Raw genomic sequence first — 16,666 nt, 5'->3', positions numbered from 1 at the left:
CACGGCGGCAACGGTCCTGAGAACCGTTGCACGCCGAGGGCGGAATCCGCCGAGGGCGATCGCCGCCCGGCCGCGGCGGCGCGGGGCGCGGGCGCGCGGGGGAGGGGCGGGTGCTCAGGGGCGGTAGAGCTGGCCCGGCTTGGGTGCCGCCGGGGCGAGCAGCTGGGGCACGGTCACGAAGGTGAAGCCGCGCTCCTTGAGGGCGTCGATGATCCCGGGCACGGCGGGCACGGTCCCGTCGTAGATGTCGTGCAGCAGGATGATGCCGTCGCGGCCGGCCTGGTCGAGGATCCGCTCGGTGATCAGCGCCGAGTCATTGGTGGAGTAGTCCTTGGCGGTGGCGCTCCACAGGATCTGGGAGAGCCCCAGCTCCTTGCTGACCTTGGTGACCTCCTTGTTGGTACGGCCCTGCGGGGGCCGCATCAGGACCGGCTCGCGGCCGGTGAGCTCCGCCACCGCCTGCTGGGTCCTGTCGAGCTCCTCGCGTATCTCGGCGGGCTTCAGCTTGTCCAGACGCTCGTGCGACCAGGTGTGGTTGGCGACCTCATGGCCCTCCTTGGCGATGCGGCGCACGGTGTCGGGGTACTTCTCGACGTGGTTGCGGCCGAGCAGGAAGAAGGTGGCGGGCACCTTCTTCTCCTTGAGGGTGTCGAGCAGTTGGGGCGTCTTGGGGCCCGGCCCGGCGTCGAAGGTCAGGGCTATGCACTTGGCCTTGTGGCAGTCCACCCCGCTCGTCGCCGCGCTCTGGGCGACGGCCTTGCCGTCCAGCGCGTCGGTGCGGGCGGAGCGCGGCGAGACGGCGTTGTCGCCGCAGCCCGTGAGCGTCAGCCCGAGCGCGGCCACGGCGACCAGCGCGGCGGCGGCCCGCCCCCGTCCCCGACGGACTTCGGACTTGCTGCTGCGCATGGCGCGACTCTCCTTCGGCGTGGACAAGAACATGTCCCGGACTATACGCGAGGTGTATACACGCAATTCATAGTGGGGTGGGTCGGGCGCCCGCCGACCGTGGGGGACGGCGGTGGCCGTCCGGTCGTACGGGGACGGCGGCGCGGCTGTACGGGGGCGCGACCTGGCCGTACGGCGTTGCCGGCCCGGCTGTAGGGGGACGGTGACCAGGCCATGTGGCGTCGGCGACCTGGCCGTACGGGGACGGTGGCCAGGCCGTACGGGGATGGCTGCCCAGCCGTACGGGGACGGCGGTGCGAGCCCGGCGCGCGGCGGGCGCCGACGTCACTTCTGGCCGGACGCCGCCGGGCCCGAACCCTTGCGCCGGGTCGTGGCCCGGCGCTGCGCCGCCGCGGCGCGGGCCGCCGCGAGCTGTGCGGCGGCCGCGTCCTTGCGGCGGGAGCCACCGCCGTTCCTGCCACCGGCGGGGGCCGCCTCCGGGCCGCCGCCCTTGCGGCCGGGCTGAGCGGCGCCTTCGTTCTTACGGCCGGGCCGCGCGGCGTTCTCGTTCGTGGGGCCGGATTGCGCGGTGTTCCCGTTCTTGCGGCCGGGCTGCGCGGAGTCGGCGCCCTTGCGGCCGGGGCGGCCGGTGTCGGCGTCCTTGCGCCTGCCGTGGCCCTGGCCCTGCCCGTCACCCTGATTCCGGGCCCGGCCCTTCCCCTTCTCCTGGCCCTTGGACGCGTCGCCCGCCGGGCCCTTGCGGCCCGGACGCGTCGCCGCCCCGGCCCTGCCGTCGGTGCGGTCCGGTACGGGCGCGGGCAGCGGAGTCCGCTCGGTGCTCCAGTGGGACGGGCGCTCCAGGCCCGCCGGCAGCAGCGTGCCCGCGTCGCCGTGGGCCGCGTTCACCTGCGTCTGGGTGAGGAAGAGGACGTCGCGGAGGTCGACCCCGGCCAGCTGGGCGTCCCGGAAGTCCGCGCCGATCACGTCCGCGAGGTGCAGATCGGCGCCGCTGAGGTCCGCCGCGATCAGATACGCGCCGCGCAGATCGGCGCCGCGCAGGTCAGCGCCCGGCAGCCGGGCCCCGAACAGGTCGGCGCCGCGCCGGTCCTGCTTGCGGCCCCGCACCTGGGCGCGCACCAGCTCGCTGGTGAGCAGCAGCACCTCGTTCACCTCGGCCCGGTGCGCCGCCACGTCCAGCTTGAGCAGCGTGTCCACATCGCTGAGGGTGAGCCGCTCGATCCGCTCCAGCTCCGCCTTGACGCGGCCGTGCAGCGGCCGGGCCGCCGGGCGGGCCAGCGCGTCCGTCAGGTACCAGAGCAGCTCGTGCAGCTGGCGCATCACCGGGAGCGCGGCGAACATCTCGCGCGAGCCCTCCGGGCTCTCGCGCCAGTTCCGGCCGACAAAGGTGACCTGGGAGATCTTCTGGCCCGCGCCGAAGCAGTCGTACACCGTGCACCCCTGGAAGCCCTTGGGGCGCAGCTTGTCGTGGATGCCGCAGCGGAAGTCCGGCCGGAGGTTGGGGCAGGGGTCCCCGGCCTCCTTGTCGATGGCGAAGTCCGTGGACCGCGAGAACGCCAGCGCCACACAGCACAGGCCGAAGCAGTTGGCGCAGTCGGCCCGCAGCGCTGAGCGGTCGCCCGCCGCGCCCGGGGCCTGCTCGCGCGCGGGGTTCTCGGTCTTCTCGGACAAGGCGGGTGGTCTCCTGTGCTGTCGATCTGCCCGGCCGGGACCGCCGCGAAGGGCGCCCAGCGGGCCCCGCGCGGCCCGGCCGACCGCCGGGAAACGTCCCGAACGGGCAGCTCAAGCCTAATGGCCGAGACGGCCCCGGGGCCGCCCGGGCGCGACGGGGGAAGGAAGGGGGGCTGGTGGCGCGGGAGAGGTGAGAGGCCGGTGGGGCGGGAGAGGCTGGGTTCCGGTGGCGCGGAAGCGCCGAGGGGGCTGGCTACGCGGAAGCAGGGAAGGGGCTGCTGGCGCGGAAGGGGCTGGGTTCCGGCGGCGCGGAAGCGTCGAGCGGGCTGGCTACGCGGAACCAGCGAAGGGGCCGGTGGCGCGGAAGCGCCGAGTGGGCCGGTGACGCGGACGCTGTGAGGCAGCCGGTGCCCCGGAAGGAGCGAGGGCGGGAGCGGCGACGCGCCGGGTTACGCCGCCTCGTCCAGTTCGCCCGTCGTGGCCGCCGCCCACACCGTGAGCAGTCGCTCGTACTCCTCCGCGGGCCAGCCGTCGGCGTCCGCGCTCTCGACGAGATCGCGGATCGCCGCGTTCGCGGCTTCGGCGTCCGGCAGTACGGAACCAGGGTGCTCGACGGAAGTGGACATGCTTCCAGCCTAAGCGCACGGTCCGACAATCGGCCCCGATCCCGCACTGCCAGGTCCATCACACTGCCCCCCGCCCGTCGTCACACCACCTCCACGCCACGCGCGCGCGTGCGGGAATCCGCGGTGCGCGTGCGCTGTTTCCCTGCCATGACGCGATTCGACGCAGCCGAGGAAGCCCTGTTGAAGCTGGTCGCCGCCGAGGACGGCGGTGTCCTGGCCACGCTCAAGCGCGACGGGCGGCCCCAGCTCTCCAATGTGAACCACGCCTACTACCCGGCCGAGGGAGTGATCAAGGTCTCCCTCACCGACGACCGCGCCAAGACGAAGAACCTGCGCCGCGACCCCCGCGCCAGCTACCACGTCACCAGCGCCGACCGCTGGGCCTGGACCGTGGCCGAGGGCACCGCGGACCTCTCCCCGGTCGCCGCCGACCCGCACGACGCCACGGTGGAGGAGCTGATCGCGCTCTACCGGGACGTCCGCGGCGAGCACCCCGACTGGGACGAGTACCGCCGGGTGATGGTCCAGGATCGGCGCGTGGTGCTGCGGCTGCGCGTCGAACACGTCTACGGGCAGCCCCGGCGCTGACCGCGGACGCGGCCGTCCCGTACGGGTCGCCGCCGCGTAACGGCACCGTTCCCGCGTTGTCGTACCCGCCGCACATAATGGAACGACCCCGAACCCCAGGAGGTGCCGTGACCGGCGCTGGTTCTCTGCTCCCACTCCGCTCCCGGCTGCGCGGGCTGCGGCCCGACGCCTTCGGGGCCGACCCGGCGGGGGAGCGCCTGGAGCGGATCCGCCGCTCGCCGAACTTCGCGGACGGGGTCTTCCAGAACCCGGAGGGCGCGCGGACGCGGCCCTCCGGCTCGATGCTGGAGTTCGCGAAGATCTACTTCGAGAAGGAGCAGCGCGCCCGCCGCGCGCCGGTGGGCAACATCCCGGTGCACGCGACGACGCTGGCCGACCTCGCCAAGCCGCCCGCCACCGGGCTGCGGCTCACCTGGATGGGGCACTCCAGCGTCCTCGCGGAGATCGACGGCCGCCGGGTGCTCTTCGACCCGGTGTGGGGCGAGCGCTGTTCGCCCTTCGCCTTCGCCGGGCCCAAGCGCCTCCACCCGGTCCCGGTGCCGCTCGCCGCGCTCGGCCCGGTCGACGTGGTGGTCATCTCGCACGACCACTACGACCACCTGGACCTCCCCACCATCCGCGCCCTGGCGGGCACGGGGACGGTGTTCGCGGTGCCGCTCGGCGTCGGCGCCCATCTGGAGCTGTGGGGCGTCCCGGCCGACCGCATCCACGAGCTGGACTGGAACGAGTCGACCAAGGTCGACGGGATCACCCTGACCGCCACCCCCGCGCGCCACTTCTGCGGCCGGGGCCTGCGCAACCAGCAGCACACGCTGTGGGCGTCCTGGGTCGTCACCGGCCCCGAGCACCGGATCTACCACAGCGGCGACACCGGCTATTTCAGCGGTTTCGCGAAGATCGGCGCGGAGCACGGCCCGTTCGACGCCACGATGATCCAGATCGGGGCGTACAGCGAATTCTGGCCGGACATCCATATGACTCCGGCCGAAGGCATGCGCGCCCACCTCGACCTCCAGGGCGGCCGGCCGCACGGCGTGCTCCTCCCGATCCACTGGGGCACCTTCAACCTCGCGCCCCACCCGTGGGCCGAGCCGGGCGAGGGCACGGTGGCCGCGGCCGGGGCGGCGGGCGCCGGGGTCGCACTGCCGATTCCGGGCGAGCCCTTCGAGCCGACCTCGGAAAACGTGCCTTCGGCACCCTGGTGGCGCCCCGTCGCGGAGCCGCCGCCGGGCGGCTGGCCGGCGCATGCGCGGCGGCCCGCGAAGGCCGGCGAGCCGGAGGCGGCACCCGCCGTTTCCTAGAACGAGATTCGAGTTTTCGCGTCGGTGTACGAGGCGTCATACCAGAGCGGGACGCGGTAGGGGGAACTTTTCCAACTGCGTTCCGAGGGCGAGGGGTTGACCACTACGGTGAGTGGTCGACGATCAACGCGGCTCCACATGGGTTGAGTTGGATCCGCCTCCACGATCTCTGGGACCCCACGTACCGAGGACGCAGATGTCTCATCTTCGCGCACCCGCCGCGCGGTCCGACCGCCGCGAGGGCGGGCGGCACGGACGCTCCGCACACCGGCCGCAGCCCTCGGCCGCGCCCGCGGGCACCCCGGCTCCCTCGGGCAGGCCGCCCGGCGGGCAGCGCCCGGCCGCAGAGAGCCGGATACGGCCCCAGTTGCTGCGCACCGCCGTGCTGCCCACCGTGGTCGCCGTGCTGTGCGGCATCACGGCCGTCGTCTTCACCCTCCACTCCACCGGCGCCCACCCCTCCCGGCTGCTGTGGGCGGCGCTCGCGGGCGTCGCCGTGCTCGCGTGCGCCTCGGTGGCCGCCGCCGCCGTGGGCGCCGACCGGACCGCCAAGACCGTACTCGGCCGGGCCAACGGGCTGCGCCGCGACAGCGCCCGCTCCGCCGCCGACCTGCGTACGGTGGTGGAGGGGCTGCGCCGCGGCGAGGGCCCCCCGGCCCGCCACCCGCTCGCCCAACTGCCCACCGGCGCGGACGAGTTCGCCCTGCTCTCGCACGAGCTGACGCGCTCCCACGAGGCCGCCGTGGCCGCCGTGGTGCAGGCGTCCCAGCTCTCCAGCAGCGTCGGCAACGAGCAGAAGGTCGAGGTCTTCGTCAACCTGGCCCGTCGGCTCCAGTCCCTCGTGCACCGCGAGATCCAGCTCCTGGACGAGCTGGAGAACGAGGTCGAGGACCCCGAGCTGCTCAAGGGCCTCTTCCACGTCGACCACCTCGCCACCCGCATCCGCCGGCACGCGGAGAACCTCGCGGTGCTCGGCGGCGCCATCTCCCGCCGCCAGTGGTCCCACCCGGTGACCATGACCGAGGTGCTGCGCTCCTCGATCGCCGAGGTCGAGCAGTACCCCCGGGTCAAGCTGGTGCCGCCGATCGACGGCACCCTGCGCGGCCACGCGGTCGCCGACGTCATCCACCTCCTCGCCGAACTCGTCGAGAACGCCACGCTGTTCTCCGCCCCGCACACCCAGGTGCTGCTCCGGGCCCAGCTGGTGACGGCCGGGCTCGCCGTCGAGGTGGAGGACCGGGGTCTGGGCATGCCGGTCACCGAGCAGAACAAGATGAACGCGTTGCTCTCGGACCCCGATCAGGTGAATGTCGCCCACCTCCTCCAGGACGGCCGCATCGGCCTCTTCGTGGTCTCCGCGCTGGCCCGCAGACACGGCATCGCGGTCCGGCTGCAGACCAACATCTACGGCGGCGTCCAAGCGGTCCTGGTGCTGCCGCAGGGGCTGCTCGGCGCCAGCACCGAGAGCGCCAAGGACGGGCAGTCGGACGAGCGCGCCGCCGTCGCCGAGCCCGCCCGCGCGCCCCTGCCCGCCGCTGGTCAGACCCCCTCGGCGGCACCGGCCGCGGCCCCCGCGCCCCCGCCTTCGGCGGCGCCCGCCGCCCCGCCCGCGCCCGTCCACCGCACCCCCGCGCACGGCACCGCGCTGCCGCCCCTGCCCCGCCAGCCGCGGGAGGGCGACACCGTCTCGGTGAACGGCACCGCCCCGCTGCCGGTGCGCGCCGCCCACGAGGAGCGGCCCACCCCGGCCGCCGCCCCGCCCGGTCTGCACCTGGGACCGGGGGGCGCCGCGCCCGCCCCGATACCCGCCATGAACGGTACGGTGCGGGCCGCGGCGGGCCGTCCGGATCTGCCCCGCCGCCGCAGCCAGGAGCACCTGGTCCCGCAGCTGCGGGACGCTCCGGCCGCGCGCAAGGAGGACGAACACGCCCTGCACGACCCGGGGTTGATGGCGGCGTTCCAGCGGGGCATCGGCCTCGCCGAGTCGCAGCCCGCCCCGCACGATCTCCCCGCAGCACCGCAGCCGCACCCGCCCCACCCCGCCCGTCCGTTGCACCACCCCCGCATGGAAACCGACGTCGAACACTCCAAGGAGTAGATGCACCATGGCGAGCGATGCGCCGACCGGACACGTCTCGGATCTCGACTGGCTGCTCAGCGGACTGGTCCAGCGTGTGCCGTATACACGCAACGCGGTCCTGCTCTCCTCCGACGGGCTGGTGAAGTCGGTCCACGGTCTGGACGTCGACAGCGCCGACCACATGGCGGCCCTCGCCTCCGGGCTGTACTCGCTGGGCCGCAGTGCGGGGGCCCGGTTCGGGGACGGCGGCGAGGTGCGCCAGGTGGTGGTGGAGCTGGACTCCACCCTGCTGTTCGTCTCCACGGCCGGCTCGGGCACCTGTCTGGCGGTGCTGGCCGGCCGCGAGGCGGACGCCGCGGTGCTGGGGTACGAGATGGCGATGCTGGTGAAGAGCGTGCGGCCCTACCTCGTGACGCCCGCCCGGCAGGGTGCCGGGACCCCGAGCGCCACGAGGCACTGAGCGTGCCCGCCCCGCAGGACGGACCATGGCTCGACGACGCGGCCGGGCGGCTGATCCGCCCGTACACCGTGAGCAACGGGCGCACCCGGCCCACCGCCACCCTGGACCTGCTCTCCCAGGTGATGGCGACCGGCCAGCCGCCCGAGACCCCGCTCGGCCCCGAGCACTCCCAGGCGCTCGGGCTGTGCGAGGGGCCCACCTCGGTGGCCGAGATCGCGGCGCATCTGCGGCTGCCCGCGGTCGTCACCAAGGTGCTGCTTTCCGACCTGGTGGACTGCGGGGCGGTGACGGCCCGCGCGCCCCGCTTCCACCACACACCCACCGACCGATCTCTGCTGGAGGCAGTGCTCGATGGCCTACGACGACGGCTCTGACGTCAGCCCCGCCGTGGATCTCTTCCCCACCGCGCTGAAGATCCTCGTCGCCGGCGGCTTCGGGGTCGGCAAGACGACCTTCGTGGGCGCGGTCAGCGAGATCGAACCGCTCTCGACCGAGGAGCTGCTCACCACGGTCAGCGTGGCGCACGACAGCCTCGAAGGGGTGGAGTCCAAGACCACCACGACGGTCGCCATGGACTTCGGGCGCATCACGCTCGACGACCGGCACGTCCTGTACCTGTTCGGCACGCCGGGACAGGAGCGGTTCTGGTTCATGTGGGACGAGCTCTCCGAGGGCGCGCTGGGTGCGGTGATCCTCGCCGACACCCGGCGCCTGGAGGACTGCTTCTCCGCCGTGGACTTCTTCGAGCGGCGCGGGATCGGCTTCCTCGTCGCCGTGAACGAGTTCGACGGGGCCTACCGCTACACCCCGGACGAGGTCCGCTCGGCCATAGACCTCAAGCCGGAGGTTCCGGTCGTGCTGTGCGACGCCCGCATCGGCAGCTCGGGCATCGGGACCCTGGTCACCCTGGTCCAGCACCTGCTGGCCACCTTCCCGGCCGCCACCAGCCATGGAGCGCACACATGACGTACGACCCGACCGGCCATCTGCTGCTCACGCCCATCGACCGGGAGGCTCCCGTCCGCGTGCAGCGGCTGCGCCAGCTCGGCATGGGAGAGCATGCCGATCCCGCCTTCGACGAGTTCGCCCACAAACTCGCGGAGGTCACCGCCGCGCCCTATTCGATGGTGAACTTCATCGACGAGAAGCAGCAGTTCTTCGCCGGGCTGCACACCCCGGACGGGGCGCACGCGGACACCGATCTCAACGCGGTGGCCGCGTCCTCGGGCGGGGTCAGCCGGATCATGGCCCGCGACCACGGCTACTGCCCGCACGTGGTGGTGCGGCGCAAGGCGCTGGTGCTGGAGGACGTCTGCGACTATCCGCGCTTCGCCGGGAACCCGGTGGTCGACGAGATCGGCATCCGGTCCTATCTGGGCGCCCCGCTGATCGACCGCACCGGCATCGCGCTCGGCACCATCTGCGTGGTGGACACCGAGCCGCGGCCGTGGGGCCGGGCGGGGCTGGAGACGATCAAGTCGATGGCCGCCGAGCTGATCGAGCAGATCCACCGCCGGGAGGACGGCGGCTACTGACCGCCGCCCCTCCGGCCGGTGCCCGGTCAGTGGGCCGCCGCGAGCTCCTCCGTGCGCACGACGTCGGAGAGCCGCTGTGACCACTGGCCCTTCGTCGTTCCCAGGGCCACCTCCGCCAGCCGCAGCAGCTGGACGTCCGAGGTGCCCGCCGGGGCGAAGATGTGGTGCGCGTCCCGCAGGTACCGCTCGATCGGGCGGTCGGTGAAGAGCCCGGCCGCCGCGTGGATCTCCATGGCGTTGCGGGCCGAGTCGAGTGCCGACTCGACGTTGACCACCTTGGCGTTCATCAGCTCCGCGTCGCACGGCAGCCCCTGGTCCAGCAGATGGACCGCGTGGTAGGCGGCGAGCCGCGCGGTCATCAGCCGGGACTGGAGCTGGCCCAGCTTGATCTTCACATTGGGGAGTTCGTGCAGGGGCTTGCCGTAGCGGATCCGCTCGGTGCAGAACCGGCTGGTCTCCTCCAGGATCGCCCGGTGGATGCCGAGCGACACGGCGGTGAGGTTGGCGCGGCCGTAGAGCACGCTGGAGGAGTAGGCGACCGCGAGTCCGTCGCCCTCCTCGCCCAGGCGGCTCTCGGCCGGGACCCGGCAGTTGTCGAAGCGGAGCTCGCCGAAGCCGAAGCCGTGCAGCCCCATCGTCTCCCGCTCCGGGCCGACCGTGCACCCGGGGCGGTCGGCCTCGACCAGGAACGCGGTGAGGCCGGTGGAGCCGGGGCCGGTGCGCACCACCACGCCGTGCAGATCGCCGACGTGGCTGTTGCCCACGTAGACCTTCTGGCCGTTGAGGACGTAGTCGTCGCCGTCGCGGACCGCGCTCGCCGTCATCCCGAGGACGTGGCCGCCGGAATCGGGTTCGGTGACCGCGATCGTCGGCAGGCAGTCGCCCGAGGCGATGGCCGGAAGCCACTGCTTCTTCTGCTCCTCGCTGCCGAAGTGCACGATCTTGGCCACGCCCAGCTGGGACGCCTGCGCCATGGCGCCCATGGCGCCGCTGACCCGGCTCAACTCCTCGATGATGATGGTCTTTCCGAGGTGTCCGGCGCCCAGTCCGCCGTATGCGGGGCTCACGGTCGCGCCTATCCAGCCCTGGCGGGCGATGAGGCGCGAGAGGTCGTACTGGACGGACCGCGCCGCCTCCATCGCCGCTATCCGGGGCCGGACTTCGTGTTCCGCGAACTGCCGCACGCTCTCCCGTAGTTGGTGGTGCAGGCGGCTGCTGAAGTATCCGTCCATGGCGAGCCCTCCTCCGCGAAACGCCTGCTCGCTTCTCTGTTCGAGCAGGTGGTGCATCGGCAGTGGTCCCCGTCCCGATAGGCCGACCTCATCATGTTGTTGATCACTGAGTGGCGCTACAACGTCATCGTCAACTTTGGCTGAAACACGGCGTGTTGACGTTGGATTACTGGTGTGTTGTGTGAGGTTGGCCGCCTCGGTTCCACTCGGTTGGCATTCCCCCGATACGCGTTTCTGCCACATGCCAAGGGCAAAGGTTTCGTGGGCATATGGCACTCAGGGACAGCTTTCGGTCCCGGATGGGCACTTCCCTGGCATTCGGGGGCGTCCGGGAGGCGCGGGAGTGCCGCCCGCGAACGCATTCGGAACGCCACCGCCCGCCCCCGGCGGGCCCCGCGCCTGTGCGAACCTGATCGCTTCGCCCCGCGACGACCGGGCCGCGTTCCGGACCAGCGCGTTGAGGTGCGGCCAGGCGGCAGCGGCGCGAAATGGTTGTTCCCGGCGCACACCCCGGCGCGTGTCACCGGATCGGGCGCCGATGACACCATCGGGGCACCGGGCACCTCCGGAGCGCCGGGCCCGTACCGCCCAGACCGTAAGGAAGTTGACCATGACCGACCTCCGTATCGGCGTCCTCGGCTTCGGCCTGCGCGGCAGTCTCGCGCGCGTGGCCCACCGGCCCGGCCGCGGCAGCGCCGTGACCGCGCTCGCCGACCACGACCCCCGGGCCCGCGCGGAGGCGGCCGGGGCCTTCCCGGAAGCCGCGATCGTGGCCGACCACCGCAAGGTCGTCGAGGACCCCGACGTCGACGCCCTGCTGATCCTCACCCCCGACCACACCCACGCCGACATCGCCTGCGAGGCCATGCGGACCGGCAAGGCCGTCTTCGTCGAGAAGCCGCTGGACATCTCCGTCGAGCGCTGCGACCGGATCCTGCGCACCGCGTACGAGACGGGCGCGCGGCTGTACGTCGGGCACAACATGCGCCACATGCCGGTGGTCCGGCTGATGCGGGACCTCGTCGAGGCCGGGACCATCGGCACGGTCAAGACGGTCTGGGTGCGCCACTTCGTCGGCTACGGCGGCGACTGGTACTTCAAGGACTGGCACGCCCAGCGCGAGTACACCACCGGGCTGCTGCTGCAGAAGGCCGCCCACGACATCGACGTGCTGCACTGGCTGGCCGGCGGCTACGCGCGCGACGTGCAGGCCATGGGCGACCTGATGGTCTACGGCGACAACCCGCACCGGCGGGCGCCCGGCGAGCCCAAGGCCGACGACTGGTACACCAAGGACGGCCACTGGCCGCCGCACACCCAGCGGGCCCTGAACCCCGTGATCGACATCGAGGACGTCTCGCTGCTGAACATGCGCCTCGACAACGGCGTGCTCGCCGCCTACCAGCAGTGCCACTTCACCCCGGACTACTGGCGCAACTACACGGTGATCGGCGACGCGGGCCGGCTGGAGAACTTCGGGGACGGGCCGGGCAGCCGGGTCAAGGTGTGGAACGCACGGCGCTCGCACTTCCGGGAGGAGCCCGACGAGACCCACGAGGTGGCGCCCGCGCCGGACGACTCGGGGCACGGCGGGGCCGACCCGCTGCTGATCGACGAGTTCGTGCGCTTCGCGCGCGAGGGCGGGCGCACCGACACCTCGCCGGTGGCGGCCCGGATGGCGGTGGCGGCGGGCTACCAGGCCACGATGTCGCTGCGCGACGGCGGCACGCCCCGCCGGGTGGAGCCGCTCGATCCCGGCCTCGCGGCCTATTTCGCGGCCGGTCAGCGGCGCTGACCGAAAGGCGTTCGTGACCACCGGTAGAAGTGCGGTATTGTTCTCGTGCACGTTCGGCCGGGGGAAACCCCAGGTCAGACGGGCATCGGGACGTGGCGCAGCTTGGTAGCGCACTTGACTGGGGGTCAAGGGGTCGCAGGTTCAAATCCTGTCGTCCCGACCAGCGTTTTCGCAGGTCGGAAGCCGTCTTCTCCATCGGAGAAGGCGGCTTTCCGTGCGTTCGGGCCAATGCCTGGCAGGGCCCTGTCGGGGCCGGGCCCGTCACGAGATATCTTGATGTCGAGCAATGTTGCATACGTGGAGTGGAGCACCCGGTGACTGACTCGACCATCATCTACACCCACACTGACGAGGCGCCCGCGCTGGCGACGTACTCGTTCCTGCCTGTGGTCCAGGCGTATGCCTCGACGGCCGGGGTCACTGTGGAGACGCGGGACATCTCGCTGGCCGGGCGGATCATCGCCCACTTCCCGGAGTACCTCCAGGAGGAGCAGCGCATCGCCGACGCCCTCGCCGAGCTCGGCGAGCTGGCGAAGACGCCCGACGCCAACATCATCAAGCTGCCGAACATCTCGGCCTCCATCCCGCAGCTCAAGGCCGCCGTCGCCGAGCTGCAGGCGCAGGGCTACGCGCTGCCGGCCTACCCGGACGACCCGAAGACCGACGAGGAGCGCGACATCCGCGCCCGCTACGACAAGGTCAAGGGCAGCGCCGTGAACCCGGTGCTGCGCGAGGGCAACTCCGACCGCCGCGCCCCCGCCTCGGTGAAGAACTACGCCAAGGCCCACCCGCACCGCATGGGCGCCTGGACCCCCGAGTCCAAGACGAACGTGGCGACCATGGGCGAGAACGACTTCCGCTCCACGGAGAAGTCCGCGGTCGTCGCCGCGGCCGGCTCGCTCCGCATCGAGCTGGCGGCCGAGGACGGCACCACCACGGTGCTGCGCGAGTCCGTACCGGTCCTGGCGGGCGAGGTCGTCGACGCCTCCGTGATGCGCGTGGCCGCGCTCCGGACCTTCCTGGCCGCGCAGATCGAGCGCGCCAAGGCCGAGGGCGTGCTGTTCTCGGTGCACCTCAAGGCCACGATGATGAAGGTCTCCGACCCGATCGTCTTCGGTCACGTGGTCCGCGCGTTCTTCCCGGAGACCTTCGCGAAGTACGGCGAGGCGCTCGTCGCCGCCGGCCTGTCCCCGAACGACGGCCTCGGCACCATCCTCAAGGGCCTGGACGGCGTGCCCCACCTGGGTGCCGAGATCAAGGAGTCCTTCGAGGCGGAGCTCGCCGCGGGCCCGGCGCTCGCCATGGTCGACTCCGACAAGGGCATCACCAACCTGCACGTCCCGAGCGACGTCATCGTGGACGCCTCCATGCCCGCGATGATCCGCACCTCGGGCCACATGTGGGGCCCGGACGGCCAGGAGGCCGACACGCTCGCCGTCCTGCCGGACAGCAGCTACTCCGGTGTCTACCAGGTCGTCATCGACGACTGCCGCGCCCACGGCGCCTTCGACCCGGCCACCATGGGCTCGGTCCCCAACGTCGGTCTGATGGCGCAGAAGGCCGAGGAGTACGGCAGCCACGACAAGACCTTCGAGATCGCCGCCGCGGGCACCGTCCGCGTCGTCGACGCCGACGGCAACGTCGTCCTGGAGCAGCCGGTCGCCGAGGGCGACATCTTCCGCATGTGCCAGACCAAGGACCTGCCGATCCAGGACTGGGTCAAGCTGGCCGTCACCCGCGCCCGCGCCACCGGCGACCCGGCCGTCTTCTGGCTGGACGCCGAGCGCGCCCACGACGCCGTGCTGATCGGGAAGGTCCGCACCTACCTCGCCGAGCACGACACCGAGGGCCTGGAGATCAAGGTCATGTCCCCGGTCGAGGCGACCGCGTTCTCCCTGGAGCGCATCCGCCGCGGCGAGAACACGATCTCCGTCACCGGCAACGTGCTGCGCGACTACCTGACCGACCTGTTCCCGATCTTGGAGCTGGGCACCAGCGCCAAGATGCTCTCGGTGGTCCCGCTGATGAACGGCGGCGGCCTCTTCGAGACGGGCGCCGGCGGCTCCGCCCCCAAGCACGTCCAGCAGCTGGTCAAGGAGAACTACCTGCGCTGGGACAGCCTGGGCGAGTTCCTGGCCCTCGCGGTGAGCTTCGAGCACCTGGCCACCACCAAGGGCAACGCCCGCGCCCAGGTCCTGGCCGACACCCTGGACCGCGCCACCGGCACCTTCCTCAACGAGGACAAGTCGCCGAGCCGCAAGCTGGGCGGCATCGACAACCGCGGCAGCCACTTCTACCTGGCCCTGTACTGGGCCCAGGAGCTGGCCAAGCAGACCGAGGACGCGCAGCTCGCCGAGGCGTTCGCGGCGCTGGCCAAGACGCTGGCCGAGCAGGAGGAGACCATCGTCGGCGAGCTGATCGCCGTCCAGGGCTCCCCGGCCGAGATCGGCGGCTACTACCAGCCCGACGCGGAGAAGGCGGCGGCCGTCATGCGTCCGTCGGCGACCCTGAACCAGGCGCTCGCCACCCTCGCCTGATCCCGCGGTCCGTACGTCCGTACCTCCGTACGGGCATCGGCGCGTGATCCCGCCCCGGCCGGTTCCTCCGGCCGGGGCGGTCGCGTCTCCACCGGCGGCCCGGACGCGGCCGTGGGGCCCCGCCGCCCTCTCCGGCGGCGCCGCTCACGGGTGCGGGCAGCGGCCCCGACGGCCCCTCACCCGGTGGCCGCAGCCGTCCGGCGCGCCTCTGCGGGGGCGGGCTCCGCCGCGCTTGCGACCGGCCAGACCCGGGCCGCCGCGCCCGCCGCCCCCAGCGCGATCAGCCCCAGCACCCCCGCCGTCACCGGCACTCCCACCCCCGCCGCCAGCCAGCCCGCCAGCGGATACGTCAGCAGCCAGCAGCCGTGCGAGAGGGAGAACTGGGCGGCGAACGCGGCCGGGAGGTCGGCGGTGTCCGTGCACCGGCGGATCAGCCGCCCGCCCGGGGTGAGCACCGCCGAACCGGCCGCCCCGATCACCGCCCAGGTCACCAGGACCCCGGCCCAGCTCCACCGTCCGGCCGGGGCGAGCGTGGTGAGGGCGACCGCGGCCAGCACGCCCGGCAGCGCGAAGCCCGCCGGAAGCATCACCGCGCGGTCACCGGCCCGGGCCAGCAGCCCGGGGAGCAGCAGCGCGGCGGCCATCGAGCCGGCCCCGTAGGCCCCGAGGGCGAGCGAGACGGCGCCCGCGGGCTCGTGGAAGTGGCCCCGGACCACCACGACCGTGTTGACGAACACCATCGCCCCGGCCGCCGCGACCGCCAGGTCCAGGGCGAGCAGCGCCCGCAGCCGACGGCTCGCCCAGAACAGCCGGACCCCGGAGGCGGACTTGGCGAAGGCGCCGCCGGTGCGCGGCGCGGGCGCCATGCGGGGCAGCACCGCCGAGACCACGAGCGAGGCCGAGGCGAGGAAGCCCAGGGTGGTCCCGGCGAACAGCCAGTCGTAGCCGACCACGGTCAGCAGCAGGGCGGCCAGGGCGGGGCTGAGCAGGCTCTCCAGGTCGTAGGCGAGCCGGGACAGGGAGAGCGCGTGGGTGTAGTCGCGCTCGGCGGGCAGGACCTCGGGGATGACCGCCTGGAAGACCGGGGTGAAGGCGGCGGAGGCGGCCTGGAGCAGGAAGATCAGTACGTAGACCTGCCAGACCTGGGAGACGAACGGCAGGGCGAGGGCGACGCAGGCGCGGGTCAGGTCGCTCGCCACGAGCAGCGCCCGGCGCGGGATCCGGTGGGCGTGGGCGCCGACGAGCGGGGCCACCGTCACGTACGCGACCATCTTGATCGCCAGTGCCGTGCCGAGCACCGCCGAGGCGTGGCCGCCCGCCAGGTCGTACGCGAGGAGGCCGAGCGCCACGGTGGCCAGGCCGGTGCCGACGAGCGCGACCACCTGGGCGGTGAAGAGGTGGCGGTAGGTGCGGTTGCGCAGTGCGGACAGCATGGGTTCCGTCCCGGGGCGCGAGAAGGTGCTGGGACGCCCATCGTAGCCAATGCGTGCGTACGTATGCACATGTTGGGGCCGGCGGCGTCCCGGCGGTCCCGGCGGGGCGGGTCAGTCGTGCGGGGGGAGGGCGCCGAGCTGGTGGTCGGCGACGTTCAGCGCCTCGTCGACGAGCCGGCGCAGATGGCCGTGGCGCAGCGAGTAGACCACCCGGCGGCCGTCCTTGCGGGTCGTCACCAGACCGGCCAGCCGCAGCTTGGCCAGGTGCTGGCTCACCGAGGGGCGGGCCGCCCCGCACACCTCGGTGAGGGTGGTGACATCGGCCTCGCCGCCGCCGAGCTCGCGCAGCAGCGCGAGCCGGGTGCGGTCGGCGAGCAGGGCGAGCACGGAGACCGCGGTGTCCAGGAGGGCGTCGTCGCCCACCGTCCGCGGATGCGAGGGGTGCGCATCTGACACCTGCTTGCTTGCGCTCATGCGCACATCGTAGAGGTCCGGGCGGCGCCGG

14 protein-coding genes, 1 tRNA gene and 1 pseudogene are annotated in these 16,666 nt (G+C 72.8%); 10 read left to right on the top strand and 6 right to left on the bottom strand.

Annotated elements, in window-relative coordinates; genetic code table 11:
- Nucleotides 1-114: 114 nt before the first annotated feature.
- From AB5J87_RS05965 to AB5J87_RS05955, 3 genes and pseudogenes are all read right to left on the bottom strand, one after another.
- Nucleotides 115-906, bottom strand: a complete 792-nt coding sequence (locus AB5J87_RS05965; protein WP_369374722.1) for a polysaccharide deacetylase family protein — start codon at nucleotides 904-906, stop codon at nucleotides 115-117.
- Nucleotides 907-1,725: 819 nt separating this feature from the next.
- Nucleotides 1,726-2,508: pseudogene (locus AB5J87_RS05960) on the bottom strand (pentapeptide repeat-containing protein); the annotation flags it as partial.
- Between the two features lie 515 nt (nucleotides 2,509-3,023).
- A complete protein-coding gene (locus tag AB5J87_RS05955) occupies nucleotides 3,024-3,200 on the bottom strand; it encodes a hypothetical protein (protein WP_369374720.1) in 177 nt (58 codons plus the stop codon).
- Between the two features lie 147 nt (nucleotides 3,201-3,347).
- Here AB5J87_RS05955 and AB5J87_RS05950 point away from each other — a divergent pair, with 147 nt between their 5' ends.
- From AB5J87_RS05950 to AB5J87_RS05920, 7 genes are all read left to right on the top strand, one after another.
- On the top strand, nucleotides 3,348-3,788 hold the full coding sequence (locus tag AB5J87_RS05950; RefSeq protein WP_369374718.1) for a PPOX class F420-dependent oxidoreductase: 441 nt from the start codon (nucleotides 3,348-3,350) through the stop codon (nucleotides 3,786-3,788).
- A 107-nt stretch (nucleotides 3,789-3,895) separates the two neighbouring features.
- The gene (locus AB5J87_RS05945; protein ID WP_369374715.1) at nucleotides 3,896-5,089 is read left to right on the top strand and encodes an MBL fold metallo-hydrolase; all 1,194 of its coding nucleotides are present in this window, start codon (nucleotides 3,896-3,898) and stop codon (nucleotides 5,087-5,089) included.
- A gap of 196 nt (nucleotides 5,090-5,285) precedes the next feature.
- On the top strand, nucleotides 5,286-7,187 hold the full coding sequence (locus AB5J87_RS05940) for a sensor histidine kinase (RefSeq protein WP_369374713.1): 1,902 nt from the start codon (nucleotides 5,286-5,288) through the stop codon (nucleotides 7,185-7,187).
- 7 nt (nucleotides 7,188-7,194) lie between these two features.
- A complete protein-coding gene (locus AB5J87_RS05935; protein WP_369374711.1) occupies nucleotides 7,195-7,629 on the top strand; it encodes a roadblock/LC7 domain-containing protein in 435 nt (144 codons plus the stop codon).
- Between the two features lie 2 nt (nucleotides 7,630-7,631).
- Nucleotides 7,632-8,003, top strand: coding sequence for a DUF742 domain-containing protein (locus tag AB5J87_RS05930; RefSeq protein ID WP_369374709.1), 372 nt, complete (start codon nucleotides 7,632-7,634; stop codon nucleotides 8,001-8,003).
- Complete coding sequence (locus tag AB5J87_RS05925) at nucleotides 7,981-8,595, top strand: ATP/GTP-binding protein (RefSeq protein ID WP_369374707.1); 615 nt, start codon at nucleotides 7,981-7,983, stop codon at nucleotides 8,593-8,595. Before AB5J87_RS05930 ends, AB5J87_RS05925 begins: the two co-directional genes overlap by 23 nt.
- On the top strand, nucleotides 8,592-9,164 hold the full coding sequence (locus tag AB5J87_RS05920; RefSeq protein WP_369374705.1) for a GAF domain-containing protein: 573 nt from the start codon (nucleotides 8,592-8,594) through the stop codon (nucleotides 9,162-9,164). Before AB5J87_RS05925 ends, AB5J87_RS05920 begins: the two co-directional genes overlap by 4 nt.
- Nucleotides 9,165-9,190: 26 nt before the next feature.
- On the opposite strand, the gene AB5J87_RS05915 is transcribed toward AB5J87_RS05920, so the two are convergent.
- Nucleotides 9,191-10,396: an acyl-CoA dehydrogenase family protein gene (locus tag AB5J87_RS05915; protein WP_369374702.1), complete on the bottom strand. Its 1,206-nt coding sequence runs from the start codon at nucleotides 10,394-10,396 to the stop codon at nucleotides 9,191-9,193.
- A gap of 610 nt (nucleotides 10,397-11,006) precedes the next feature.
- Here AB5J87_RS05915 and AB5J87_RS05910 point away from each other — a divergent pair.
- From AB5J87_RS05910 to AB5J87_RS05900, 3 genes are all read left to right on the top strand, one after another.
- Entirely contained in the window at nucleotides 11,007-12,191 is a 1,185-nt protein-coding gene (locus AB5J87_RS05910) for a Gfo/Idh/MocA family protein (protein ID WP_369374700.1), read from the top strand.
- 86 nt (nucleotides 12,192-12,277) lie between these two features.
- Nucleotides 12,278-12,354: transfer RNA gene (locus tag AB5J87_RS05905), tRNA-Pro, on the top strand.
- Between the two features lie 151 nt (nucleotides 12,355-12,505).
- Complete coding sequence (locus tag AB5J87_RS05900; RefSeq protein WP_369374698.1) at nucleotides 12,506-14,728, top strand: NADP-dependent isocitrate dehydrogenase; 2,223 nt, start codon at nucleotides 12,506-12,508, stop codon at nucleotides 14,726-14,728.
- A gap of 176 nt (nucleotides 14,729-14,904) precedes the next feature.
- Here the strand turns inward: AB5J87_RS05900 and AB5J87_RS05895 are convergent, their stop codons facing one another.
- Together AB5J87_RS05895 and AB5J87_RS05890 are read right to left on the bottom strand one after the other, a co-directional pair.
- Nucleotides 14,905-16,161 carry an MFS transporter gene (locus AB5J87_RS05895; protein ID WP_369374695.1) on the bottom strand — a complete coding sequence of 419 codons (1,257 nt, stop codon included), beginning with the start codon at nucleotides 16,159-16,161 and terminating at the stop codon, nucleotides 14,905-14,907.
- 111 nt (nucleotides 16,162-16,272) lie between these two features.
- Entirely contained in the window at nucleotides 16,273-16,635 is a 363-nt protein-coding gene (locus AB5J87_RS05890) for an ArsR/SmtB family transcription factor (protein ID WP_369374693.1), read from the bottom strand.
- Nucleotides 16,636-16,666: the final 31 nt, after the last annotated feature.

This window comes from Streptomyces sp. cg36 (assembly GCF_041080675.1).
Lineage (GTDB): Bacteria > Actinomycetota > Actinomycetes > Streptomycetales > Streptomycetaceae > Streptomyces.
The sequence above is the reverse complement of the archived record's forward strand: the minus strand, read 5'-3'. Positions and strand labels throughout refer to the sequence as shown.